Origin of the sequence: Hallerella sp. (assembly GCF_022776125.1) — a bacterium.
Classification (GTDB): domain Bacteria; phylum Fibrobacterota; class Fibrobacteria; order Fibrobacterales; family Fibrobacteraceae; genus Hallerella; species Hallerella succinigenes.
On record NZ_JALFIA010000015.1, the window covers coordinates 41,141 to 66,721 of the forward strand.

The 25,581-nt window shown below is 51.6% G+C and carries 20 protein-coding genes; 9 read left to right on the top strand and 11 right to left on the bottom strand.

Features of this window, described 5'->3' with window-relative positions:
• Window position 1: 1 nt before the first annotated feature.
• Window positions 2–2,602 carry a DNA mismatch repair protein MutS gene (gene mutS / locus MR847_RS01610; protein ID WP_277000810.1) on the bottom strand — a complete coding sequence of 867 codons (2,601 nt, stop codon included), beginning with the start codon at window positions 2,600–2,602 and terminating at the stop codon, window positions 2–4.
• A complete protein-coding gene (gene scpB, locus MR847_RS01615) occupies window positions 2,599–3,300 on the bottom strand; it encodes an SMC-Scp complex subunit ScpB (protein WP_100424469.1) in 702 nt (233 codons plus the stop codon). The genes mutS and scpB overlap by 4 nt, the downstream gene beginning before the upstream one ends.
• A gap of 101 nt (window positions 3,301–3,401) precedes the next feature.
• On the opposite strand from scpB, the gene ilvD reads away from it, so the two are divergent.
• From ilvD to MR847_RS01635, 4 genes are all read left to right on the top strand, one after another.
• A complete protein-coding gene (gene ilvD, locus MR847_RS01620) occupies window positions 3,402–5,255 on the top strand; it encodes a dihydroxy-acid dehydratase (protein WP_106520041.1) in 1,854 nt (617 codons plus the stop codon).
• 106 nt (window positions 5,256–5,361) lie between these two features.
• Entirely contained in the window at window positions 5,362–7,578 is a 2,217-nt protein-coding gene (locus MR847_RS01625) for an NADP-dependent isocitrate dehydrogenase (RefSeq protein WP_277000815.1), read from the top strand.
• Between the two features lie 89 nt (window positions 7,579–7,667).
• Window positions 7,668–7,838 (top strand): hypothetical protein, encoded by a 171-nt coding sequence (locus tag MR847_RS01630; protein ID WP_287722778.1) that lies wholly within the window; start codon window positions 7,668–7,670, stop codon window positions 7,836–7,838.
• Window positions 7,838–8,506 carry a MauE/DoxX family redox-associated membrane protein gene (locus tag MR847_RS01635; protein WP_287722779.1) on the top strand — a complete coding sequence of 223 codons (669 nt, stop codon included), beginning with the start codon at window positions 7,838–7,840 and terminating at the stop codon, window positions 8,504–8,506. Before MR847_RS01630 ends, MR847_RS01635 begins: the two co-directional genes overlap by 1 nt.
• 2 nt (window positions 8,507–8,508) lie before the next feature.
• Here the strand turns inward: MR847_RS01635 and bioD are convergent, their stop codons facing one another.
• Together bioD and MR847_RS01645 are read right to left on the bottom strand one after the other, a co-directional pair.
• Window positions 8,509–9,216, bottom strand: a complete 708-nt coding sequence (bioD, locus tag MR847_RS01640) for a dethiobiotin synthase (RefSeq protein WP_287722780.1) — start codon at window positions 9,214–9,216, stop codon at window positions 8,509–8,511.
• A 3-nt stretch (window positions 9,217–9,219) separates the two neighbouring features.
• Window positions 9,220–10,443 (bottom strand): aminotransferase class I/II-fold pyridoxal phosphate-dependent enzyme, encoded by a 1,224-nt coding sequence (locus MR847_RS01645; RefSeq protein ID WP_287722781.1) that lies wholly within the window; start codon window positions 10,441–10,443, stop codon window positions 9,220–9,222.
• 139 nt (window positions 10,444–10,582) lie between these two features.
• Here MR847_RS01645 and MR847_RS01650 point away from each other — a divergent pair, with 139 nt between their 5' ends.
• Window positions 10,583–12,448, top strand: coding sequence for a cellulase family glycosylhydrolase (locus tag MR847_RS01650; protein ID WP_287722782.1), 1,866 nt, complete (start codon window positions 10,583–10,585; stop codon window positions 12,446–12,448).
• Here MR847_RS01650 and MR847_RS01655 read toward each other — a convergent pair whose 3' ends face one another.
• The 4 genes from MR847_RS01655 to pdxS are packed head-to-tail and all read right to left on the bottom strand — an operon-like array spanning window position 12,449 to window position 16,124.
• Window positions 12,449–13,252 carry a 6-carboxyhexanoate--CoA ligase gene (locus MR847_RS01655; RefSeq protein ID WP_106520037.1) on the bottom strand — a complete coding sequence of 268 codons (804 nt, stop codon included), beginning with the start codon at window positions 13,250–13,252 and terminating at the stop codon, window positions 12,449–12,451. It lies immediately after the preceding gene.
• 32 nt (window positions 13,253–13,284) lie between these two features.
• Window positions 13,285–14,601: an adenosylmethionine--8-amino-7-oxononanoate transaminase gene (bioA, locus tag MR847_RS01660; protein WP_100424476.1), complete on the bottom strand. Its 1,317-nt coding sequence runs from the start codon at window positions 14,599–14,601 to the stop codon at window positions 13,285–13,287.
• A 42-nt stretch (window positions 14,602–14,643) separates the two neighbouring features.
• On the bottom strand, window positions 14,644–15,219 hold the full coding sequence (pdxT, locus tag MR847_RS01665) for a pyridoxal 5'-phosphate synthase glutaminase subunit PdxT (RefSeq protein WP_100426708.1): 576 nt from the start codon (window positions 15,217–15,219) through the stop codon (window positions 14,644–14,646).
• A gap of 14 nt (window positions 15,220–15,233) precedes the next feature.
• Window positions 15,234–16,124 (bottom strand): pyridoxal 5'-phosphate synthase lyase subunit PdxS, encoded by an 891-nt coding sequence (pdxS, locus tag MR847_RS01670; protein ID WP_100426709.1) that lies wholly within the window; start codon window positions 16,122–16,124, stop codon window positions 15,234–15,236.
• 160 nt (window positions 16,125–16,284) lie between these two features.
• Between pdxS and pdxR the strand changes: the two genes are divergently transcribed.
• Complete coding sequence (gene pdxR, locus MR847_RS01675; RefSeq protein WP_287722783.1) at window positions 16,285–17,703, top strand: MocR-like pyridoxine biosynthesis transcription factor PdxR; 1,419 nt, start codon at window positions 16,285–16,287, stop codon at window positions 17,701–17,703.
• A 7-nt stretch (window positions 17,704–17,710) separates the two neighbouring features.
• On the opposite strand, the gene MR847_RS01680 is transcribed toward pdxR, so the two are convergent.
• From MR847_RS01680 to MR847_RS01690, 3 genes are all read right to left on the bottom strand, one after another.
• Entirely contained in the window at window positions 17,711–18,382 is a 672-nt protein-coding gene (locus MR847_RS01680; protein WP_287722784.1) for a type 1 glutamine amidotransferase, read from the bottom strand.
• A gap of 70 nt (window positions 18,383–18,452) precedes the next feature.
• Window positions 18,453–21,101: an OmpA family protein gene (locus tag MR847_RS01685; RefSeq protein WP_287722785.1), complete on the bottom strand. Its 2,649-nt coding sequence runs from the start codon at window positions 21,099–21,101 to the stop codon at window positions 18,453–18,455.
• A gap of 157 nt (window positions 21,102–21,258) precedes the next feature.
• A complete protein-coding gene (locus MR847_RS01690) occupies window positions 21,259–21,924 on the bottom strand; it encodes a JAB domain-containing protein (RefSeq protein WP_277000841.1) in 666 nt (221 codons plus the stop codon).
• A gap of 396 nt (window positions 21,925–22,320) precedes the next feature.
• On the opposite strand from MR847_RS01690, the gene ilvB reads away from it, so the two are divergent.
• The 3 genes from ilvB to rfbD all read left to right on the top strand — a co-directional run bounded on the left by ilvB (window position 22,321) and on the right by rfbD (window position 25,548).
• Window positions 22,321–24,045, top strand: a complete 1,725-nt coding sequence (gene ilvB / locus MR847_RS01695) for a biosynthetic-type acetolactate synthase large subunit (RefSeq protein ID WP_277000845.1) — start codon at window positions 22,321–22,323, stop codon at window positions 24,043–24,045.
• A gap of 3 nt (window positions 24,046–24,048) precedes the next feature.
• Complete coding sequence (gene ilvN / locus MR847_RS01700) at window positions 24,049–24,558, top strand: acetolactate synthase small subunit (protein ID WP_100424483.1); 510 nt, start codon at window positions 24,049–24,051, stop codon at window positions 24,556–24,558.
• A 69-nt stretch (window positions 24,559–24,627) separates the two neighbouring features.
• Window positions 24,628–25,548, top strand: coding sequence for a dTDP-4-dehydrorhamnose reductase (gene rfbD / locus MR847_RS01705; protein ID WP_277000848.1), 921 nt, complete (start codon window positions 24,628–24,630; stop codon window positions 25,546–25,548).
• The last annotated feature ends 33 nt before the right edge of the window (window positions 25,549–25,581 follow it).

The window sequence follows — 25,581 nt, forward strand, 5'->3', positions numbered from 1 at the left end:
CTTACTTTCCGTAATGCTCCTTCAGTTCCGTCAAAGTCTGGAGCGCCTGGAGCGGAGTCATTTCTTCCGGTTTCAAACGCTTGATTTCTTCGAGCAAAAGCTGAGTATCTTCATCCGGCGGAGCAAAGATATCAACCTGCGGCTGCGCCTTGAGTTCCTGCTTGTGCTTGGAATCGCTCGGATCGATCTGCTGCTTTTCGAGGCGCAGAAGGATCTTACGGGCGCGGCGCACGACTTCGGAAGGAAGCCCCGCCATTTCCGCCACATGGATACCGTAGCTCGAATCGCAAGCGCCGGCGATAATCTTGTGCAAGAAGATCAGCTTGTCGCCGTCTTCACGGACCGCGATCTGGTAGTTGCCCGCATGTTCCAAAGAATCGGCGAGAGTCGTCATTTCGTGGTAATGCGTGGCAAAGAGCGTAATCGCTGCACGTTTTTCGTTGTCGTGGAGCGTTTCAAAAATCGCCCAGGCAATTGAAAGTCCGTCGAAGGTGCTTGTACCGCGACCAATTTCATCAAGCAGCACAAGGCTCTTATCGGTCGCATTTCGCAAAATGTTCGCCGTTTCGATCATTTCTACCATGAACGTGGAAAGGCCTCGAGAAAGGCGATCGCTTGCACCGACACGCGTAAAGATTCTGTCTACGACGCCTATACGGGCGTATTCCGCAGGCACAAACGAACCGATCTGCGCCATAAGAACAATCAGTCCCGTCTGGCGAAGGTACGTCGATTTACCGGCCATGTTCGGACCGGTGATGAGCATCATGCGATGCGCATCCGGCGAAAGGGAAACGTCGTTCGGCACAAAGGAAAGGTCCGGGTTTGCAGCGACGATGACCGGGTGGAATCCTCCGCGGATTTCGACGCCCGTTCCATCAAAGACTTCGGCACGGGTGTAGCAACGCTTGCGAGCGGCGACCGCCAGGCTATAGAAAGAATCCACTTCGGAGAGCGCTTCCGCGATGTCCTGCAGTTCGTTGCGTTCGGCATTGACCGTTTCACGGAGCTTGCAGAAAATGCGGTATTCTAGATCGTGGATGCGGCTTTCCGCACTCGAAATGATCGTTTCGCATTCCTTCATTTCGGGCGTGATGTAGCGTTCCGCATTCACCGTCGTCTGTTTGCGAATGTATTCCGGCGGAATCTTGTCCGAATGAATTTTCGAAACTTCGATGTAATAGCCAAAGACCTTGTTATAGCTGACTTTGAGCGAATTCACACCCAAGCGTTCCCGTTCACGGGCTTCCAAGGAAGCGATCCAATCGCGGCGATCCTTGATTTCGGCGTTCATCTGGTCGAGTTCTGGAGCGGCACCTTCACGGATCATGCCGCCTTCACGCACGGTCATCGGAAGGTCGTCGTTCAGCATACGCAGAATTTCGTCGCCCTTGCCTTCTGCAGCAAGAAGCGTTTCTGCCAAATCGTGGAAGAGTGGCGACTTTAAGCTTGAAAGGGCTTCCGCCACCTTTACCGCCTTGGAAAGGGAGCGTCCCATTCCATAGAGGTCGCGCGCATTTGCACGTCCGCTGCCCACGCGACCCATCAGGCGTTCCATATCCAAAATTTCACGGAGCGCAAGCTTCAATTCATCAAGAACGATCGGGTTCGAAACAAGTTCCGCGACCGCTTCAGAGCGCTCCTCGATCCGCTTCACCGAAACGAGAGGATGCGAAATCCATTCTCGGAGCCTGCGGCCACCCATCGCCGTGACCGTGTAATCCAGCACATACATGAGCGTGCTCTGCGGGTCGTCGGCGTTCAGCGGGCGCACGAGTTCCAAATTGCGGAGCGTCGCGGGGTCAAGTACCATGTAATCGCCGAGGTCCAGAAGTTCGAGGTGCGTAATGTGCGAAAGCTCGGACTTTTTCTGGTCGATCAAATACCAAAGGATCGCGCCTGCGACACGGGTCTTTTCATCTTGGCCGTCGAGACCGAGAGATTCGACGCTCGCCATCTTGAAATGGTTCAGCAGAACTTCTGCCGCATTCTGAAGCGCGTAGTGATCTTCTTCGACAGACGTCACCAAAATGCATTCGGCGCGGACAAATTCCGCAATGGACCTCGGGAGTTCCACGCCCTGCGGAACAAGCACTTCCTTCGGCATCCGACGAGCAAATTCGCTTTCAAAACTCTGGATCGGCGATTCCGAGACGGCAAAGTAGCCGGTCGTCACATCAGCAAAAGCGAATGCGATCGAATTCTTTTGCGGTAAAACGGCGCAGAGGTAGTTAGCCACCTTGGCGTCCAGGTTTCCGTCGTTCATCGAGGTTCCTGCGCTGATGACTTCCACTATCGCGCGTTTGACAATTCCCTTGGCGAGCTTTGGATCTTCAACTTGTTCGCAGACGGCGACTTTATAGCCTGCGGCGACCATCTTCGGGAAATATCTGTCCGAAGCGTGATGTGGAAATCCGCAGAGCGGCGTTGCGCCCGAGGCTCCGTTGTTACGGCTCGTGAGGGTCAGGCCCAATATTTTAGAAGCGATTTCGGCGTCCGATTCGAAAAGTTCGAAGAAGTCGCCCATGCGGAAAAAGAGAATGCAGTCGGGATTCTGGGCCTTGATCTCGTAATACTGCTTCATTAACGGGGTTACACTCACGGGGTCCCCATCGAAAGTTCAATTTGCGAAGGATCGGATTCAGGCGGTTTCGGCGCATCCGGTTTTTCGTTCTGCGCATAATTCGGAACGATTTCGTTTGAATTGAGCAGTTCCTGGAATTCACGAAGGCGCGGAAGGTCTTGCGGAATCTTGTTGATGCCGAAATACTTCAAAAAATCGTCTGTCGTTACATAGGTATAAGGGTTTCCGACGGTTTCTGCACGGGCGCCAAGAGCGATCAGCTTCTTTTCGAGCAAGCTCTTTAACGGACCGTCGCAAGAAACACCGCGCACTTGTTCGAGTGCTGCACGGGTAATCGGCTGCTGGTAGGCGACGATCGAAAGCGTTTCCAAGGCTGCCTGCGAAAGTCTGCGAAGATTCGCATCCGGGAAAAGCTTTCTTACCCACGGATAATATCTTGCACGGGTACGAAAGCGGTAACCGCCCGCCTGTTCCACAATTTCAAACGGAGAATCGATCTTGTTCAGATTGTCGTTTGCAATGCGCAGAGCTTCTGCAACGGTTTTCGAATCGAGAAAATCCCCGATGATGTCCTTCAATTTTTTAAGCGTCACCACATCCGGCGATGCAAAAACCAAGGCTTGGACTATTCGCGCCAAATCCTCGTTGGACTCAATTTTCGGAAGATCGGAAACTTCTTCGTTTTCCTTAGAATCTTTGGATACATCTACTGCCATGTCCTTAATTTAAGAATTTTTCGACAATCCTTCGGAAAATTCGGAGCCGGCGACGCTTGATTTTCTATCTTTACGCCCGTGAAATTTCACGAGGTATAACTATGAGAGATCTGCGTTCTAAAAAGACTATTGAAGGCCGCGAAATGGCAGGCGCACGTGCGCTCTGGATCGCGACTGGCACAAAACCGGAAGAATTCGGAAGACCTGTCATTGCGATTTGCAATAGCTTCACAGAATTTGTTCCGGGCCACGTTCACCTTCGCAACGTCGGCAAGATTGTCGCAGAAAACATCCGTAAAGCGGGCGGCATTCCTAAGGAAATGAACACGATCGCCGTCGATGACGGTATCGCTATGGGTCATGACGGCATGCTCTACAGCCTTCCATCACGTGATTTGATCGCGGACTCCGTTGAATATATGGCAAACGCTCACCGCGCCGACGCTCTTGTCTGCATCAGCAACTGCGACAAGGTGACTCCGGGCATGCTCATGGCCGCCATGCGTTTGAACATTCCTGCAATCTTTGTTTCCGGCGGTCCGATGGAAGCGGGCCACGTGAAGCAGAAAGACGGTTCCGACCGCGCTCTCGACTTGATCGACGCGATGATTGATTCGGCTGACACAAGCGTTTCCGACGAAGAAACCGCCGCAATCGAATCCGCAGCCTGCCCGACTTGCGGCAGTTGCTCCGGTATGTTCACAGCAAACTCGATGAACTCCCTCACCGAAGCGATCGGACTTTCCCTTCCGGGTAACGGTTCTATCGTCGCCACGAACGCCGAACGCCAGAAGCTCTTTGAAGAAGCGGGACGTCGCATTGTGGAACTTTGCCACCGCTACTACGACGAAGATGATGATTCGATCCTTCCGCGCTCCATTGCCACGAAGGAAGCTTTCGAAAACGCCATGCGTCTCGACATCGCCATGGGCGGAAGCTCGAACACGGTCCTTCACCTTCTCGCCGTCGCACAGGAAGCCGGTGCTGACTTCACCATGAAGGACATCGACCGCCTTTCCCGCAACACGCCTTGCATTTGTAAGGTCGCCCCGACCGTTCATAACATCCACGTGGAAGACGTGAACCGCGCAGGCGGCATCTTCGGTATTCTCGCCGAACTCGACCGCATGGGTCTTATCCACCGCGAATGCCACACCGTTCACGCCAAGACGATGGGCGAAGCCATTGAAACGAACGACGTAATGCGCAATCCGTCGGAAGAAATCAAACAACGCTACCTCGCAGGTCCAGGCCGCAAATTCAACATTACGGCTTTCTCTCAGGATTTCCATTACGACTCCCTGGATCTCGACCGCACAAACGGCGCGATCCGCGATGCAGCCCACGCCTATTCGAAGGATGGCGGCCTCGCTGTTCTTTACGGTAATCTCGCCGTGGATGGTTGCATTGTGAAGACCGCAGGCGTTGATGAATCCATTCTCAAGTTCACCGGTCCGGCCGTCGTGTTCGAAAGCCAGGACGACGCCGTGAAGGGCATTCTCGACCCGAACCGCGTCAAGGCGGGCGATGTCGTCGTAATCCGTTACGAAGGTCCGAAGGGCGGTCCTGGTATGCAGGAAATGCTCTACCCGACGAGCTATCTCAAGAGCCGTCATTTGGGCAAGCTCTGCGCTCTTCTCACCGATGGCCGCTTCTCTGGCGGTACAAGCGGTCTTTCGATCGGACACGCAAGCCCGGAAGCAGCAAGCAAGGGTAACATCGGCCTCGTCAAGGATGGCGACATCATCGAAATCGACATTCCGAACCGCACAATCAACGTCGGTCTCACCGATGCTGAACTCGACGAGCGTCGCAAGGAAATGGAATCCCGTGGAGCCAAAGCTTGGAAGCCGGAACATCGCGACCGCAAGGTGTCCAAGGCCCTGCAGGCTTACGGTCTTATGGCGTCGAGCGCCGACAAGGGTGCCGTCCGCGACATCAACAACATCCTCTAAGTTTTCAAAATTGTAGGATTTGAAAGAAGCCCGTACATTTTCGGGCTTCTTTTCTTTTTACTGGAGTGTTGGAAGCCCTAAGTCGTTTTTCTATCTTGCATCTTGTATGACTAAGAAAATCTATTATACTCTGACAGACGAATCGCCGTTTCTCGCGACTCAATCCCTCCTCCCGATCGTCCAAGCTTACGCAAAGACCGCCGACATCGATGTAGAAACCAAGAACATTTCCCTTCCGGCACGTATCCTCGCCGTTTTTGCCGACAAGCTCCCTGCGGGGGCTGTATTCTTTGGCAAGCCGGTGACCGATGACCTCGCCTTCCTCGGCGCGTTCACTCAGGATCCGTCAGCAAACATCATCAAACTTCCGAATATTTCCGCGTCCCTCCCACAGCTCAAGGCAGCCATCGCGGAACTCCAGAAGAACGGTTACGACGTTCCGAATTACCCGGACGCGCCGGCAACGGAAGAAGAAAAGGCCATCCGCGCCAAGTACGACAAGGTGAAGGGCTCTGCCGTAAACCCGGTTCTTCGCCAGGGCAACTCTGACCGTCGCGCTCCGCAGGCAGTGAAAAATTACGCACGCAAGCATCCGCATTCCGACGGAACCTGGAACGAATCTGTGAAGACCCACGTTTCGAGCATGCAGGCAGACGACTTCTACGGCAACGAAACTTCCATTACGCTTCCGGAAGCCGACACGTTCAAGATCGAATTCGTTTCCGAATCGGGCGAAGTCAAGGAACTCCGCGCTGCCAAGCCACTTTTGAAGGGGGAAATTCTCGACTCCACCGTGATGCGTATGAAGTCTCTCGAAAAGTTCATCGCAGAACAGATGGAAGATGCCAAAAAGCAGGGCGTTCTCTTCTCCGTGCACTTGAAGGCGACCATGATGAAAGTCTCGGACCCGGTCATGTTCGGCGCATTCGTTCGCGTGTTCTTTAAGGACGTGTTCACACAGTACGCAGATCTCTTCAAGGAAATCGGCGTCAATGAAAACAACGGTCTCGGCGACCTCTTCAAGCGTCTCGATGGACATCCGAAGGAAGCCGAAGTCAAGGCGGCTATCGACGCTGCAATCGCTCAAGGTCCGAGCCTTGCCATGGTCGATTCCACGAAGGGAATCACAAACCTTCACGTTCCGAGCGATGTGATTATCGACGCATCGATGCCGGCGATGATCCGCAACTCCGGTTGCATGTGGAACAAGGACGGCAAGCTCGAAGAAGCGAAGGCCGTGATTCCGGACCGCAGCTACGCAGGTATTTACAAGGCTACGATCGACTTCTGCAAAAAGAACGGCGCATTTGACCCGAGCACGATGGGTACCGTTCAGAACGTTGGTCTCATGGCTCAGGGGGCCGAAGAATACGGCAGCCACGACAAGACCTTTATCGCAACCGGCAAGGGCATTATCCGCGCAGTCAATTCGAAGGGAGACGTTCTCCTTTCGCAGAACGTGGAAGCAGGCGACATCTACCGTATGTGCCAGGCGAAGGACGCTCCGATTCGCGATTGGGTAAAGCTCGCCGTGAACCGTGCCAAAGCTGCCAACATGCCAGCAATCTTCTGGCTCGACCCGAACCGCGCCCACGACCGCGAAGTGCAAAAGAAGGTCGAAGTTTACCTTAAAGAATACGATCTTTCCGGTCTTTCGATTTCGATCAAATCCCCGACAGATGCAATCTTTGAAACGATGACCCGCGCCAAGAAGGGCGAAGATACTATCTCCGTCACGGGCAACGTGATGCGCGACTATCTCACCGACCTTTTCCCGATTCTCGAAGTCGGCACCTCTGCCAAGATGCTTTCCATTGTTCCGCTGATGGCGGGCGGTGGCATGTTCGAAACAGGTGCAGGCGGAAGCGCTCCGAAACAGGTGCAGCAGTTCCTCGCTGAAAACTACCTTCGCTGGGATTCCCTTGGCGAATACTTCGCCCTCGCCGCTTCTCTCGAACAGATCGGTACGCCGAAGGCCAAGGTTCTCGCCGAAGCGCTCGACAAAGCAAACGAAAAAATCCTCGATAACAACCGCACCCCGGAACGCAAGCTCGGCGGTCTCGACAACCGAGGCTCCCACTTCTACCTCGCCATGTACTGGGCACAAGAACTCGCCGTCCAGACGACGGACAGCGAACTTGCAGCCAAGTTCGCTCCGGTTGCCGAAGCGTTGACGAAAAGCGAACAGGAAATCGTTTCGGCTCTCGCCAAGGCTCAAGGCGTCTCCGTGGATATCGGCGGTTACTACGTCACCCAGCCGGAACTTCTCAAAAAGTGGATGCGTCCGGTCGAAGCTTTCAACCGGATTATCGACAACATCTAAGTTTCGAAAATTCGCAGAACTTTCGCGCAAAGGCTTTCCCACCAGGAAAGCCTTTGTTTTTTGCGAGATAGATTTATACATTTCTATTTATGAAGGAAAAAATTTTAAACTACATCAAAAGCTTCAACTGGAAGTTTTTATTTATTTTCGCCGCAGCATGTATTCTACTTGCGATTCTCAACAACATCCGTGCCGATGCAAATCGCTCTGTCGAATGGATCGGCACCCAGGAAGTCTTTGAAAAACCGGAGGGGTTCTAATGAAAAAGCATATCCTCTCCACCATTTTATTGCTTATAGCCACATTCCTGACCGCAGTATGCGTCGCGGAAGTCGCCTTCCCGGAATCCTTCCTCACCTTTACCGATTATGAATCTTTAATCGAAAAGTTCCCGAAAATCTGGAAGTACAACATTCACGTAGGCATCGCTTCCCTGATCGTCTCCATTCTGCTTGTGATTCCCGCTTATTTGAAGGATAAGGAATTCACTATCAAAGGTCTTGAAACGCTGTTCCGCATCGGCATCGGCGGCATGTTCATCTTTGCAAGCCTTTTCAAGATCCAGGATCCGAAGCAGTTTGCCGTTCTCGTGGCACAGTACCAGTTCTTGCCGGATTTTGTGAACAACTTCTTTGCCCTGGTCTATCCGCAGTTTGAATTCTGGTTTGGCCTTGCACTCATCGTGACGCCGTTTACAAAGGAATGTTCCCTTGCGATTTTCGGCATGTTCGTAAGCTTTATCATCGCACTCATCTGGGCGCTTGCCCTGGACCTCGGCATCACCTGCGGATGCTTTGAACTGGAAGGGGCGCAGAGCAAGAGTGAAACATGGACAGCCCTTATCCGAGATCTGATTCTTATCGGTCCGACCTTCTGGCTCACGCTCCGCAAAAACAAGAGCCTGATCGGCCTCTGGCGTTCGAAGTAAAATTAAAACGGCAAAACGCCTAAGTCCAAATCACCGGTTCTCACTTTCGCAAGAATTTCAAGACCGGTGATTTTTTGCATCATACGCATGTTGTCGTCTTCCATTTCCAGATTGCCACTATCGCCGTAACGGTTCACCACGATTCCGCGAACAAAAAGTCCTCGGCTTTTAGCATATTCCACGGTCAACACGCAGGAATTGATGGAGCCCAAGGCTGCCGTGGTGACAATCAAAAGCGGCAAATTCACCGCCTTCATGATGTCTTCGAGAAAATACTTTTTTCCACAGGATTCACCGTTTGCGTCCACGTCATCGCGGATCGGGCAGATGATTCCACCGCTCCCTTCTACGAACACAAAAGAGTGCCTTTCCGCGGCCTTTTTAAAGTCCGACTTCACTTGGGACAGCTCTACCGGATTTCCCTCTTTACGGGCCGCTAAATGCGGCGAAACGGCTTCCCTGTAAACGTAGCTAACGAGTTCTTCTTCAGAGTCCGAAAGTCCGGCGAAATTTTTCACATAATCCGCATCGCCCGCAACCCAGTGACCATTTTTGAATTCGGCACCGCTCAATGCGGCCTTATAATATCCTGCATCAATTCCGGAATCCCGCCATTTTTTCACGAGAAGTGCCGTGATAAAAGTCTTGCCGACATCCGTGCCGGTCGCCGTCACAAAGTAACCCTTCGCATTCAAACAACCGTTAGACATTTTTCACCTCATCTTTTGAATCGTCTGCGCAATCTTTTGGGCGGCAAATTCCAAGTCTTCGGTCGAAAGGCTTGCCATCAAGCTTGCCCGTAAGCGGGCGCTGCCCTTTTGCACGGTGGGATAGCGGATCGCGGAAATCAGAATCCCCTGTTTCTGAAGTTCTGCCGAAACCAGCAAAGCCTTTTCCTCATCGCCCACGATGATCGGAACGATCGCCGACGGAACACTCGGCACCTGCAGACCGGCCTTCTGCAAAGCCTTGCAAAAAAACTCTACATTTGACTGGAGTTTTTGCACGCACTCCGGATGATTTTCCAGATACCGCAAATTATTGCAAGCCGCAAAAGCGACCGCCGGCGCCATCGCCGTCGTGAAGATAAAGCTCCGCGCCTTGTTCTTCAAAAATTCGATCAGCTGCTTTTTGCCCGCGACAAATCCTCCTTCGCAGGCGATCGCCTTGCTCAAGGTTCCCACCGTCACGTCGGCATGTTCACAGCCAAAATATTCCGCAAGCCCGCGGCCCGTTCTGCCAATAACGCCCGTCGCATGCGCTTCGTCAATCATCAGAAGCAAGGAATGATCCTTTGCGATTTTCAAAAGTTCGGGAAGATTCGCCAAGTCGCCGTCCATGCTGAACACGGCATCGGTCACAATCACTCCGCGGACTTTTTCCGCCGCATTTTCGCCGAGCTTTTGACCATTTACATTCACCGCTTCCGCAATCTTGGATCTTAAATCTTCGAGATCGTTGTGCTTGTAAACGTAGCACTTTGCACGGGAAAGGCGAATGCCGTCGATAATGCTTGCATGGTTCAGTTCATCGCTAAAAATGATGTCTTTCCTAGCACAGAGAGCGGAAATCGTTCCCACGTTTGCCATGTATCCCGTGCCGAACGTAATCGCAGCCTCCTCGCCTTTGAACTTTGCAATTTCCTCTTCGAGCGCTAAATGTGGCGTCTTATTTCCGGTCGTAAGGCGTGCGCCGCCGCTGCCTGTTCCCCACTTGAGAACGGCATCCGCCATCGCTTTTTTAAGTTCTGGTATATTGGCGAGGTCAAGGTATGAATTCGACGCCAAAAGCATCAGTTCTTGCGATGGTTTCCCTGATGTTCCAGCGAGCTGAATACGGCTCGTTTCGGGGGTAGTCATGTGCCGTAAAGATCGATAAGTGTGATCCTTTTGCATCGACTGAATCACTTCATTTGTAAAATCGTCCAAAACGCTCATTTTTCGCCTTTTTTTCGGTCAACAATATAAAAAATCCGTCCAAACTTTTATGGACTATTTATCCATAGAAATTTCTTTCATACTTAAGGCATTCGACAACGGCGAAATATTTTAATAAAAATCAAAAAAAGGATTCGGCATGAAAAAGGCATTTCTCTCTTCCGTAGCGCTCCTTGCATCACTCACCGCTACCGCAACAGCAGCTCCGTTAGCAGAAGGCGGTGCGAAATTCGTCGGCAACATCACCACGAGCGGTCAAATCCGCAATGACATGGGAACGTACTGGAACCAGATTACCCCCGAAAACGGCTGTAAATGGGGTTCTGTCCATTCCCTCTCAAACGGCAACACCGGCACAAGTAAATTCGCCTGGGACAATTACGATAAATGCGAAAGTGCCTATAAATGGGCAAAAGAAGAACCGGGCAAACGTCACTTCAAATTTCACGCCCTGGTTTGGGGTTCCCAATACCCGAACTTTCTCTGCAAAAAGAAGAATCCAAGCATTACAATAGAAAAGACCAAGCAATACATTACGGAATGGTTTGACGCCGTCGCTGAAAAATTCCCCGACCTCGAATACATCGACGTCGTTAACGAAGCAATTTGGGATGGTAACAACTACCACTCCGGCTACGGCAAACCCGCCGCCGGTGCAGAAGGGAATAGCACCGACGACACGGAATGCGGAGGCTCTTATATTATCGAAGCTCTTGGCGGTGACGATGTCGTGAACGGCAAGCACCAATACAACTTTATCACGACAGCCTTCAAAATGGCACGCGAACGTTGGCCAAAGGCGGTCCTGATTTATAACGATTATAACACGCTAACCTGGCAAATAAACGAAGGCATTGAACTCATCCAGACCATTATCAAAAATGGTGCACCTGTCGACGCTTACGGTCAGCAGGCTCACGACTGTAAAGGCATGAGCAAAACGGATTTTGAAAGCAAGATGACCCGGATTCACAAAGAAACAGGCCTTCCCCTGCTCATCTCCGAATACGACATTAGCGAAGCGGACGATGCCAAGCAAAAAAATGACTACGCAAACCACATTCCTTTTATGTGGGAAACGGAATGGGTCGCAGGCATTACCATTTGGGGATACATCAACGGAGCTACTTGGGTGTCGAACACCGGCTTAATCGATAACGGCAGAGACCGTGCCTCCATGACATGGCTCAAGGAATACTTCGCTACAAATCTGGACAAGGGCAAAAATACAACAGGACTTGGCGGAGGCGTTCTCATCGATCCTGTTCCGCAGACCGCATACAAAACCCACACAATTCCGGGCAAAATAGAATCCGAAGACTTTGATGTTCCAGGCATCGGCACGGGCAATGCAGGCTATTACGACACCGATTCCGAAAATCATGGTGACAGCTACTACCGCAGCGGAGAAAGCGTAGACCTTTACGCTAAAGCAACCGGAGTTGTCGTCGGCTACAACGTAGAAGGCGAATGGCTCGATTACACTGTAAATGTTCAAGAAACTGGAGACTACACGCTTTTTGCCGCAGTCGCAGCGGCAAGCGAAGGTTCTTCCCTCCTATTCCAAGTGGACGGCGTTGATTTGACGGATACCATTTCGGTTCCGGCAGCCACCGAAGGCGAAGAAAACTACGAAGACTACAACAAGGTCAGCGCCAATGTCACCCTGACTGCAGGCACGCACATTATTAAGATGAAGGTGATCCGCTCCTGGTTCGACATCGACTACTTTACCTTGGTGAAGGGAAAAGACGCAACCGATCCGGAACCGATTACAAACGAATCAACCAGCGTCTTTTCAAACAATTTGAATTATGACGCCCAGAAACTTCAGGATTATCACGTGTTGAATTCACTCGGCATGCGTATCGGAACGATTTCCGCATACGGATTCTCCGCCGCTGCCGATATGCTCCAGTCGTCCAATCAGCTGAAGCAGTCCGGCGTCTATTATTTAAGGAACAGGACAACAGGCGTTTCCAAGAGCGTCCGCATCAGCCGTTAACTAAACTTCGACCAGAACCTTCGTTTTCTGAAGGAACTGAATGCATTCTTCGGCGGAAGCTTTCCTCGAGTCAAAGAGGAAAATGCGACCGCCGTTTTCGTCGTTCATCTCTTTCATTTTCATGATACGCACGTAGCCAAGCCTTTTGCTCGCCACGTAACCCGTCACATAATTTGGATCGTCGCTCATGCAGAATTCCGCGACCATGCCCGGTGCATTAGCGACCTTTGTCGCAAGGACAATCGCTTCGTTAAAATGGTTCTTTTTTCCGTCCACTTCGCTTGAATGCAAAGCGTCCATGTAAGTCGCCCGGACTCCGCGTTCCTTGTCCGGTTCCAAGCGCTTCCCCGTCGCAATATCGTAGAGCATGGCTCCGCGCATCGGGAAGGTTTCTTTTAATAGTTTAGATAAGTTCGTTTCAAAATCCTTCAAGAAACCGGCCAACTCGGAAGGCGTCGCAGTGTTCTCCATGGCATTTTCCAACCTGTCGTTGCAGGCGACATCGTCGCGAAGCAAGCCAAACGCCTTTTTCAATCCTTCTTCTGCCGTTTCCACGTCCACGCGGGTCACTGGCAAAGCCTTCAAAATTTGGATATCCTTTTCCAGGACCTTCTCGATTTTCACATTGATAAAATCCGGATCTCCCTTAGAATGCGACATCGCCCGATGCACCATGGCCCTGCAAACATCTTCCACCATTTCGCGTTTTACAATGCGTTCCGCACCGGAAATATGCTGTTCGTGTTGATTGACGCCTTCGCCCATATGCTGCGAAGCTCGCATTTTTAAGCTATAGTAATTCATAATGACCTCAATAAAGGGAATCTTACATTCCCTTATTCGTGGAATTCATCATCCCCATCGACAACCGGCAAAGGTTCGCATTCCCCAATCCGTTTCATCGCTTCGCAAATGCGGTCTATTTCCGCTTCGGTCGTCACCAACGGTGGCATCGTGTACACGTAATTGCAGAACGGACGAAGCCACACTCCTGTTTCCCGAATGACCTTCAAAATGTCGTCAGATGAAGGTTTCGCTTTCAGTTCTAGCACCCCGATCGCTCCACAGACGCGGACATCCGCCGTATTTTCCAAACTGCGCAACGGTGCCAGATTCTGCTTTAAGCGAGCCTCAATCCGCTTCACGGCACTTGGATAATCCCGATTTTCAAAAAGCGACAGCGAAGCTATCCCCGCCGCACAAGCGAGAGGGTTCGCCATGTAAGTCGGGCCATGCATAAACGCAGAGATTTTACTATTCGTAATCGTCTCCGCGACCATCTCCGACGCCACACAGGCCGCCATGGTGATGCTTCCCCCGGTCAGCGCCTTCCCGATGCACATGATATCCGGCAAAATTCCCGCATGTTCCATCGCAAAACGCGGACCGGTCCGAAAAAAGCCCGAAGCGATTTCGTCTAAAATCAAAAGAATCCCGTAGCGGTCGCAAAGTTTCCGCAAACGTTTCAGATAGCCCGCATTATACAGCCACATCCCGTTTCCACCTTGGAAAACAGGTTCGCAAATGACCGCTGCAATTTCATGTAGATGTTCCGCAACGGTCTGTTCCATCGAAACGAAGTCCGTATCGTCCCAAGGTTCGTCGACTCTGCAGTTCGGACGTTCCGCAAAATAATGATGCGGCATGATTTCGCGAAAGAGCACATGCATGCCATCGGGATCCGAGAGCGCCATCGCCCCGGCGGTATCCCCATGATAGCCGCCTTTCAGCGCCACAAGCTTACTCTTTTCTGGATGACCCATGGCATACTGATACTGCACCGCCATTTTCGCCGCGCATTCCACGGCAATACTGCCGGAATCCGCAAAAAAGATTCGATTCAATCCCTGCGGCAAAAAGTTCACCAGTTTTTCACCGAGTTCAATCGCCGGTTCATGCGTAAAGCCGCCGAACATCACATGGCACATTTTTTCACTCTGCTTCTGAATCGCTTCCACGATTTCCGGAGCATTATGGCCGTGCGCCATGCACCACCAACTGGAAACGGCGTCGATCAGATGCAGACCGTCCGCCGTTTCAATCGTCGTTCCATGAGCTTCCTTTGCCAAGAATCGCGCCGGAGTATTTTTCAACGCTGCATAAGGATGCCACAGATGTTCTTTATCAAATTGGAGATTCTCTTTTAAATTCATGATTTAGGCTCACTTTTCAAAGAGAATAATAGCTCTTTCCGCTCAAATCATTCCGAGAAAGTACTGGTGAACCTTGCGATCCAAATCCAGTTCCGGGTGAAAAGCAAGGGCGAGCTGTTTTTTGTACTGCACAGCGACAATCTTATCACCAATCGAAGGAGAATCCACATGCGCGAGAACTTCCACGCCATCGTTCACCTGATTGATGATCGGAGCGCGAATGAATGTCATCGGAATATTCCCCACGTGCTTCAAATCGTGCTGCACAAAAAAGCTTCCCAACTGCCGACCGTAAGCGTTTCGTTCCACCGTCACGGGAAGCGTCGCAAAATACGTCGACTTGTCATTCGAAAGCTTTTCCGCAAGCAGAATCAAGCCGGCGCAAGTCGCAAGCACCGGAAGGCCTTCGCGGATCTTCTTCTGAAGAGGTTCAAAAAGACCGAGATCGCGAAGCAACTTCCCCTGAACGGTACTTTCACCTCCCGGCAGCACAAGGCCATCCATCGGACGATCCAAATCGCGCAACTGGCGAATTTCAAAAGCCTCGGCGCCCAAGGATTCAAGGACGCGTTCATGTTCAATGAACGCTCCCTGAACCGCAAGAACTCCAATGTGCAGTTTTCTTTTTTCCACTACTTGCCTCTTTCCGCCATCAGCAAGGCGATTTCCTGTTCGTTGATTCCGACCATCGCTTCTCCGAGATCTTCCGAAAGCGAAGCGATCAGCTTGGCATCGGTATAGTTCGTCACCGCCTGCACAATCGCCGCGGCACGCTTTGCCGGATTACCAGACTTGAAAATTCCCGACCCCACAAAAACGCCTTCCGCGCCGAGCTGCATCATCAAAGCGGCATCCGCCGGAGTCGCAACGCCACCCGCCGCAAAATTCACCACCGGGAGTTTTCCGTGATCATGCACATAGCGAACCAAGTCATACGAAACCTGCAATTCCTTGGCACGGTTAAAGAGTTCGTCTTCACGCATGCTCGTAATTCTTGCGATTTCCTGATTCATCAAACGCATGTGACGCACAGCCTGTACAATATCTCCCGTACCCGGCTCCCCCTTGGTACGGATCATCGAAGCGCCTTCTTCAATCCGACGCAGCGCTTCGCCCAAATCCTTTGCTCCACACACAAACGGCACTTCAAAATCACGCTTGTTGATGTGGAAAACATCGTCCGCCGGAGAAAGCACTTCGCTTTCATCGATGTAGTCAATTTCAATCGCCTGCAAAATCTGTGCTTCTGCAAAGTGTCCAATGCGGCACTTCGCCATCACCGGAATCGAAACCGCATCCTGAATTCCCTTGATCATCTTCGGATCGCTCATCCGGGAAACGCCACCCGCCGCACGGATATCCGCCGGAATGCGTTCGAGCGCCATCACGGCAGCGGCACCTGCCGCTTCTGCAATCTTTGCCTGTTCCGGAGTCGTCACGTCCATAATCACACCGCCCTTCAGCATCTGGGCAAGGTTACGGTTCAATTCGCTGCGGCTTTCTGTTTTCGTTTCGTTCGTCATCATGACCTCACTTGTTTTGGTTCAAGGGGTAATTTAGAACGAACAAAATCACATTCCAACGTTCAAGTTTCTATTATTTTGACCATACCACAATAAGGTCAGTTGCATATCAGATTTTTATATTTCTAGAAGATCAGAAACTTTTTTCAAGGGCAAAAGAATGTTCACCTACGACATGTCTAAAGCAGGAAGTGAATCTCTTTATCATTATCTGTACCAGTGCATCCGAAAGGACATTCTTTCAAAAAGGCTCGAAGCCGATTCCCGCTTGCCTTCCAAACGAAGCCTTGCCCAAAATCTCGGCGTGAGCGTCGTAACCGTCGAAAACGCTTATGCGCAACTCCTTGCAGAAGGCTACATCTATTCCCTTCCCAAAAAAGGTTTTTACATCGCCCAAATTCAGGCGCCCGCACAAGCCACCCGCTTTAACACAAAGCCCAGCAAACGTTCCCACCAATACACAGCAAACGACGAGCCCGAAAACCTGGACCCCAAATACATCGCCGATTTCGCAAGCAACGCCGCAGACATCGAAAGCTTCCCCTTCAGCACCTGGGCAAAGATCACCCGCGAAATCCTCTGCGAACGTCAAGCCGACCTGCTCCGCGTATCGCCCAGCGAAGGCGTCTTTGAACTGCGCAGGGCCATTGCACACATGCTTCTCGAATTTCGAAACATTCGCGTAGCGCCTTCGCAAATCGTCATCGGCGCCGGAACAGACATTCTCTACGGGCTTCTTTTGCAGTTACTAGGCTTTGACAAATGTTACGCAATTGAAGATCCCGGCTACAGCAAAATTTCAAAGCTCTACAGCCAGTACAACGTGGACTTTTGCTACATCCCCGTCCAAGCCCAAAGCTTTGTCGCAGAGCTCGAAAAATCCAACGCCGATGTGGTACACCTTTCGCCGTCGCATCATTTTCCTACGGGAAAGGTGATGCCGATTGCCGAACGTTACCGTTTGCTCAGCTGGGCGACCGCATCGCCCAAGCGCTATATTATCGAAGACGATTATGACAGCGAATTTCGCATGTCTGGAAGACCCATTCCCGCTCTGCAAAACATCGATGTTCTCGACAAGGTCATTTATCTGAACACCTTCTCCAAAACGCTGACTTCGACGATTCGCTTGAGCTACATGGTTTTACCCAAATCTCTCGCCCAAAAATTTCACGAGGAACTTTCCTTTTATTCCTGTACCGTCTCTAACCTCGACCAATATGCGATGGCTCGCTTTATGGAAGGAGGCTTTTACGAAACGCACATCAACCGCGCACGCAATCTGTACCGTGCAAAACGCGACGCCCTGCTCACCGCCATTCAAAAAAGCAAGCTTTGCAAATACACCACGATTTACGAAGAAGATGCGGGACTGCACTTTATCTTAGGCGTTGATACAGATCTTTCCGACGTGGAATTCTGCAAAAAAGCGGAAGCGAGAGGAGTTCACATCCGCGCCTTGTCCGAATATTACTTTGAAGCAGAGCCCTCCCTGCACAAGTTCATCGTGAACTATTCCTCGGTCGATAAAACTTCCATGCCGCAGGCGGTACAAGTCCTTTCATCGATCGTCGGCTAAGCGCAATTTAGGCGAGCATCGCGTCCAAAAGTTCTGTCATCGCCGCGTTCAATTCCGGGAGAGCGGTCTTTGCCGTTTCCAAAATTTGCGACTTCGACTGCACATACTTCGCCTTTGCAGACAGCGCCGCTTCCAGTTCTTCCGCACAGTTTTCAAGCAAGCTGTTCAAGGATTCCGCAGTCGTTTCCAAATGGAATTGCAGGCCTAGAGAACGTCCCATCTTAAAGCCTTGATTACGGCACGCTTCACTGTAGGCTATCGATTCCGCATATTCCGGAATATCAAAGGTTTCACCATGCCAATGGAAGGCGTTGACCGTAAAGCCGTTTTCAAACGTCACCGGGTAAAAACCGATTTCCTTTTCTGGATTCTGACGAATCGGAGCAAAGAAAGCGTTCGCCATAATTTGAGCGCCTAGGCAAACGCCAAGCACAGGCTTGTCCGCCGCAAAGAGTTCACGGCAAAGCTGTTTTTCTTCTACCATAAAAGGATACTTGTCTTCTTCCAAAGCGCTCATCGGGCCACCCATCAGAACCGCAAAGTCCACGTCCAAAGAACTCGGCACCAGATCGCCTGCATAAAGCTTTACCAGGTGAACGTGATACCCTTTCGATTCCAAGTATGGAAGAATGGCGCCAGGACCTTCAAAAGCAACGTGCTGAAAGATATAAGTTTCCATGCCTGCAAAATAAAAAAATCCCGGCTTAGAGCACTAAGCCAGGGATTTTTTCAGTCTTGATAGACTCAGATTATTGAACGCGCTTCATCATGATGCGGCGGTTCAGTTCGCGACCTTCAGCCGTGCTGTTGTCGGCAACCGGATCCGCTTCGCCCATACCGACCGCTTCGAGACGGCTCTTATCTACGCCGTTCTTTACGAGTTCGGTAACGACTGCGTCGGCACGCTTCTGAGAAAGTTTCAGGTTGGACTTATCGTTACCGCGGTCATCGGTGTAACCGAGGATCTGGTAGCGTTCATCCTTGCGTTCCTTCGAGTTCAATTTCTTAGCGAGTTCACGGAGAGTTCTCTTCGAGTTAGCCGTGAGCTTGGCCTTGCCACTTGCGAAGTAGACTTCAAGCTTGATTTCTTCAACAGGGCAGCCATCCGCATCCGGAGAACCGGCTTCGAACGGACACTTGTCGAGGCCAGAGCACTGACCGGCGAACATGTCGAGCATACCCTTCTGAGTAACCCACGGATCGCAGACGCCGTCCGCATCCGAGTCCGGATTGTCGAGCGGGCAACCGTTGTTGGACACAGAACCCGAGTCAAACGGGCACTTGTCAAGGCCGGTGCAAACATCTGCGAACATTTCGAGCATACCCTTCTGGGTAACCCAAGCATCGCAAACGCCGTCCTTATCCGAGTCCGGATTGTCAAGCGGGCAACCGTCATTCTTCACAGAACCAGAATCATACGGGCACTTGTCGAGACCGGTGCAGACATCCTTGAAGACATCCTGCATTCCCTTCTGGGTAACCCAAGCATCGCAAACACCGTCATGGTCAACGTCCGGATCTTCCGTCGGGCAGCCATCCGTTGCAAGCGGACCCTTTTCGTTCGGGCATTTATCCACGCCCGTGCAGACGCTCTTGTAATCATCGAGCATGCCGCGTTCCGAGACCCAAGCATCGCAAACGCTATCCTGGTCGGAGTCCGGATTGCCAAGCGGGCAACCTTCGTTTTCAATCGGGCCATATTCAGCCGGGCACTTATCCACGCCCTTGCATTGCTTCATGTTCGGATCGGTCGGGTTTTCGAAGAAGTAGCCGAGCTGCTTTTCGGTAACCCAAGCATCGCAGAGACCATCACCATCGACGTCCGGATCCGGCCACGGGCAACCCTTGTTAGCCACAGGACCAGCTTCACCCGGGCACATATCGTAGCCCTTACAGACGTTAGCGAATTCAGCGAGGAGACCTTCGTCCGTCACCCACGGAGAGCAGAGGGAGTCGTTATCCGGGTCCGGGAGCTTGGTTGGGCAGCCGCTGAAGTTCGGCGAACCAGCCTGAGCCGGGCATTCATCGATGCCGGTGCAAACGTCAGCAAACTTAGCGAGCATATTCTTCTGAGAAACCCACGGGTCGCAAACGCCGTCCGCATCCGGATCCGGATTGTCGAGCGGGCAACCGTCAGAGCCTGCACCCTGTTCGTTCGGACACTGGTCGATGCCTTCGCAGATTTCAGCAAATTCGGAATGGAGACCCTTTTCGGCTACCCAAGCATCGCAAATACCATCTTCATCCAAGTCCGGGTTCGGCCACGGGCAACCATCGTTGCGCTTGTCGCCGCGTTCATCCGGGCACTTGTCTTCGCTATCAGGAACGCCGTCACCATCGCGATCCGGGTCGATCAAGAAACCAGACCACGTGATGCCGCCGAAGCCGTAAGCCTGCGGAACCGTGCGGGCCTTGTAAGTCCAAGCCTCTTCCGTCTTGCCATTGGTCATGTGAGAACCGTCATGCGAGAATCCACCAGACACACGACCTTCCGTGTACTTCTTTGTCACAGCGAAGTGACCACCGACCTGAAGGTCGAGGTGAGAACCGATATGGAACACGAGACCCACAGAGGCTTCGTTCATCGTCATCGGTTTGAGACCTTCGTAGTCGCCATCAAAGATGTCCATATAGTATTCACCGAAGATGGAAACGACCGGAAGCGGATAGATTTCGATACCGGCAGCCACATTATAGAAGCCCGGGAAATTATCGTTACCCACCGTGAAACGGTAGCCGCCGTTCAAGTGGATGAGAATCGGAGCGGCTTCGATCTTACGCATATCCATCGTTGCTGCGAGAACAAAACGCATGATCGAGTTCTTGTTACCGTAAGCGTAACCAACGCCCGTATTTCTATTGATATAATCCGGTTCGCGGATCCAAAGACCGCGCTTGTTCGCGTCCGTCGTCGGGAAATCCATGCCGAGGAGCAACGCGATATCAAAAAGCTGATCTTCCGGAAGCGGTGCACGGAACTTCAAGCTGGCGCGGAGATTACCGAGATAGCCCTGATTAGCCGCATCACCTGCACGCGTTTCCTTGCCTTTTTCATCGGTATACTTATCAAAACCGACATGGTCATAATAAAGCGGAAGCATTACCGCTACGTCCACAATTTCGAACATGCCAAAGGACATGCCGAAGTAGCCGTTTGCACCATAATATTCAGACACGCCGTTACGGCCCGTGTTCGAATAGAACTCTTCGTCCGAGAAAACGCTCTTGTCATTCGAGATATCGCCCAAAACGCTGATACCCAACTGACCATGCTTCATGGACTGTGCTGAATATGTTTTGTCAAAACCGAGTTGTCCGCTCTTGTTAAAGGTTTCGTGCGCAAAAGCGAGCGAAGCCGATAAACCAAGAAGGGCCAAACACTTTATGCAGTTTTTCATTGGTTCTCCTTCTTATAAACCAATCCGAACCCGCCAACTGCGACGGGCATATTCCTAAGGAAAAAGATAGTTAGAAAAACTTTTTTTGTCTTTATCATTTTGTTTCAACGCAACTTCGTTACCGCATTTTTACATTGCATCTTTCGTTTACAAATCGTTACGTTTCAAAGAGTTCCGGGAACTCCCGGCGCAGGCTCGTAAACCCTCGGAACGAAATAATCAAATGGTCGAGCACCGGGATTTCGAGGAGCTTGCCCGCCTGTACAAGACAACGCGTCACCTGTTTATCTTCTTCGCTTGCAATCAAAGAGCCCGACGGATGATTGTGCGCAACGATGACGCCACTCGCCCGGTCCCGAATCGCCTCGGCAAAAACCTCCCGGGCGTGCACCTGGGTTCGGTCGGCAAGGCCTTCCGTCACCACATGCACCCCCAAGAGCCCATTACAGTTACTTAAAGAGCTAACGACAAAACACTCCTGCTGTTTAAACTTGAGAAAGGCGATATGCGGCACAAGCGCACCGGGCGATGCGATGCTCTGCATCTGCGCACCAAGAAAAAAACGCCCCGAAAGTTCCAAGCACGCGAGAATTTGCGATGCTTTCGCCTTTCCAAGCCCTCCGATGCGGCAAAGTTCTTCAAGGCTCGGGCGACGAGCCATACCCGAAAGGAAGGTGGCAAGCTCTTCCGAAAGGGTAAAAACGTCCTTTTCGGAGGTTCCCCTGCCGAGAATCAGAGCGAGCAGGTCCGCGGTCGATAGGGACTCCGCGCCTTCCTTTTGCAAACGTTCCCGGGGAAGTTTTGTTCTGTCACAGACAATCATGCGATTTTTCCTCTCTTTTTAGGTCTTTTTTTGTGATTTGGGACTCATCCTTATAGAAGGACGCTCGAAAAAGCGTTTTGTCCACCTCCAAGACAAAAAAAAATCTTTTTCCTGTCCGTTCCCTCTATTGGGGCAACTTCCACTCCAAAACACAGATTTTTAAAATTTAAGATTCTCAAAAAATCAAAACTTTCACTCAAAAACAGATGATTTTAAAATTTTTAAAAAATTTTTATTCCAAAAATCAGCAAATTCAACCTTAAACAAGCAAAATCATGAACTTTTTAAAACATCATTTTAAAAAATCGCATATTTTTTGCACAAAACCCTAGTAATAAGCCTTTTCATATTGTATATTTTACCTAGTAAAACGAATTCAATCTATCGAGAAATAACATGACAAATCACGCATTAAGCGGCGCACAGGTGATGCTCGATTGTTTAAAACGCGAAGGCGTTGACACAATCTTCGGTTATCCAGGCGGATCCGCAATTCCTCTTTTCGATGCACTCCTCGATTCTAATATTAAGATGGTGCTTTCCCGTCATGAACAGGGAGCAACCCACATGGCAGACGGCTATGCCCGTGCAACTGGCAAAGTCGGCGTTGTGCTCGTGACGAGCGGTCCGGGCGCCACCAATACATTTACCGGTATTTATACAGCTTTGATGGATTCCTCGCCGATTGTCGTGCTCGCCGCCCAGACGACCACTCCGAACCTCGGTAAGGACGCTTTCCAAGAATGCGATACGAGCGGCATGACTTTCGCAGCCGTGAAGCACTCCTTCCTCGTCAAGGACCCGAATGACCTTTCGCGCGTGGTGAAGGAAGCCTTCCACATCGCACGTTCTGGCCGTCCGGGGCCTGTGCTGATCGACCTTCCGAAGGACGTGACTGCAGGCAACTGCACCGCTTCTTTCAGCGATGAAATCGATCTCCCGGGTTACAAGATTCCGGCTCACGCCGATCCGGAAGACGTAGCGAAGGCAGCTGCACTTCTCAAAAAGTCCACAAAGCCTCTTCTCCTCGTCGGTCACGGCGCAATCATTTCTAACGCTTCCCGTCAGGTGAAGGAACTCGCCGAAAAGCTGAACGCTCCGGTAGTCGAAACCCTTCTCGGTCTCGGCGCTTTCCCAGAAACACATCCGCTTTCCCTCGGTATGCTCGGCATGCACGGTACCGCTTACGCGAACAAGGCTGTGCTCGAATGCGACTTGATCATGAGCATCGGTTCCCGTTGGGACGACCGCATCGTCGGTAAGATCGAAGAATTCTGCAAGGATGCAACGATTATCCATGTGGACATCGACCCGGCAGAAGAAGGCAAGATTCTGCAGCCGGACGCATTCCTCTGCGGAGATGCCAAGCTCGTTTTGGAACAGCTCCTCCCGCTCGTTTCCCGTCTCGATACAGAAGACTGGGTGAAGACCTGCCAGACTTACAAGAAGCGCTATCCGCTGACCTACCCGAAGCAGGGCGGTCTCCGTATGCAGCACATCATTTCGACCGTTTACGAGCTCACGAAGGGCAAGGCCATCGTCACGACAGACGTGGGTCAGCACCAGATGTGGGTCGCCCAGTTCTACAAGGCCGATTATCCGCGTCAGTTCATTTCGAGCGGCGGTGCAGGCACGATGGGCTTCGGTTTGCCATCCGCAATCGGTGCGGCCATCGGCGTCAGTTCCGAATTAAACTGGCCGATCTGCTGCTTCGCCGGTGACGGCGGATTCCAAATGACGGAATTCGAACTTTCGACAGCCGCCCTTCACAAGCTTCCGATCAAAATCTTCGTGATGGACAACAAGTACCTCGGCATGGTCCGCCAGTGGCAGGATATGTTCTACGGCAAGCGTTATTCTTCCGTGAGCATGGAAGGCAACCCGGACTTTGTAAAGCTCGCCGAAGCTTACGGAATCAGGGCATTCCGCATCAAGCGCTCCGCCGACGCCGAACGTATCATTCAGAAGGCTCTCGAGTACAACGAAGGCCCAGTGCTCATCCACTGCGAATGTGAAGAAGAAGATAATGTGTTCCCGATGATTCCGGCGGGCGCCCCGCTCACCGCAATGATGACGGAACCGCCCAAAGGTCAGCTGGAAAAGCCGACAGGGAGCACCTAACCCATGGCTACATTTGATAAAAATGCATCGGCTCACTGCTTGAGCCTTCTCGTCGCAAACCGTCCCGGCGTGCTCGTGCGCATCGCGCTCGTGTTCTCCCGCCGTGGCTACAACCTCGACTCTCTCGTGGTGTCCCCGACGCTCAATCCGGACTTTAGCCGTATGAACATCGTGGCACACGGTAACCCAGAAATTCTCGTCCAGATCATCAAACAGCTCGAAAAGCTCGTCGACGTGATCCAGGCGAAGGACCACACCGGTTCGACCACCGTTGAAAAGGAACTTGCTTTGATCAAGGTCAAATGCAAGCCGGAACAGAGAACGGAAATTCTCCAGCTCTGCGACCACTTCAAGGCGGTTACCATCGATATGACCGAAACCTCGATGATTATCCAAATCACGGGTAACACGGACAAAATCGATGCGATGAAGCACCTCCTCGACAAATTCGAAGTGGTGGAATACATCCGTACCGGAAAAGTCATCATGCTTCGTGGCGAAGATATTACTTAATCGTAATTTTAACAGCAATCTTCCCAAAAAAAGTCCCGCGCAAGCGGGGCTTTTTTTATATTCAAGCACATGAAAATATTTGTAACAGGGGTGGCAGGACAACTCGGCCACGACGTCATCAATGAGCTCGCTAAAAGAGGTTACGAAGGGATCGCCAGCGACATCGCTCCGACATACAGCGGAATCCAAGATTCCTCTGAGGTCACGCAGGCAGCATACCGTTCCATGGACATTACAAACCCTAAAGCTGTAGAAGCGACCCTCACTGAAATCAACCCGGACGTTGTCATTCACTGCGCCGCCTGGACCGCAGTAGACCTCGCCGAAGACGAAGACAAGCAGGAAAAAGTTCGTGCGATCAACGCAGGCGGCACGAAGAACATCGCCCTCGTCTGCAAAAAGCTGAACTGCAAAATGGTCTACATCAGCACGGACTACGTCTTTGACGGTCAAGGCACAAAGCCCTGGGAGCCGGACTGCAAGGATTACAAGCCGCTGAACGTTTACGGTCAGACAAAGCTCGAAGGAGAACTCGCCGTAAGCGAAAATCTCGAAAAGTATTTCATCGTCCGCATCGCATGGGTCTTTGGCCTCAACGGCAAGAACTTTATCAAGACGATGCTGAACGTGGGAAAGACCCACGACAGCGTCCGCGTGGTAAACGACCAGGTCGGCACTCCAACTTACACCTACGACCTTGCCCGCCTGCTCATCGACATGGTGGAAACGGAAAAATACGGCTACTACCATGCGACAAACGAAGGCGGATACATCAGCTGGTTCGACTTCACCCAAGAAATCTACAAGCAGGCGGGCCTCAAAACGAACGTTCTCCCGGTGACGACCGCGGAATATGGACTTTCGAAGGCTGCTCGTCCGTTCAACAGCCGACTCGACAAGTCAAAGCTTGTCGCAAACGGCTTTAAGCCTCTTCCGACGTGGCAGGATGCGCTTTCCCGCTACCTCAAGGAAATGCAGGACAACGCCTAAGCTTTTCGCTTTCTAGACAAAAAGACTCGTCCA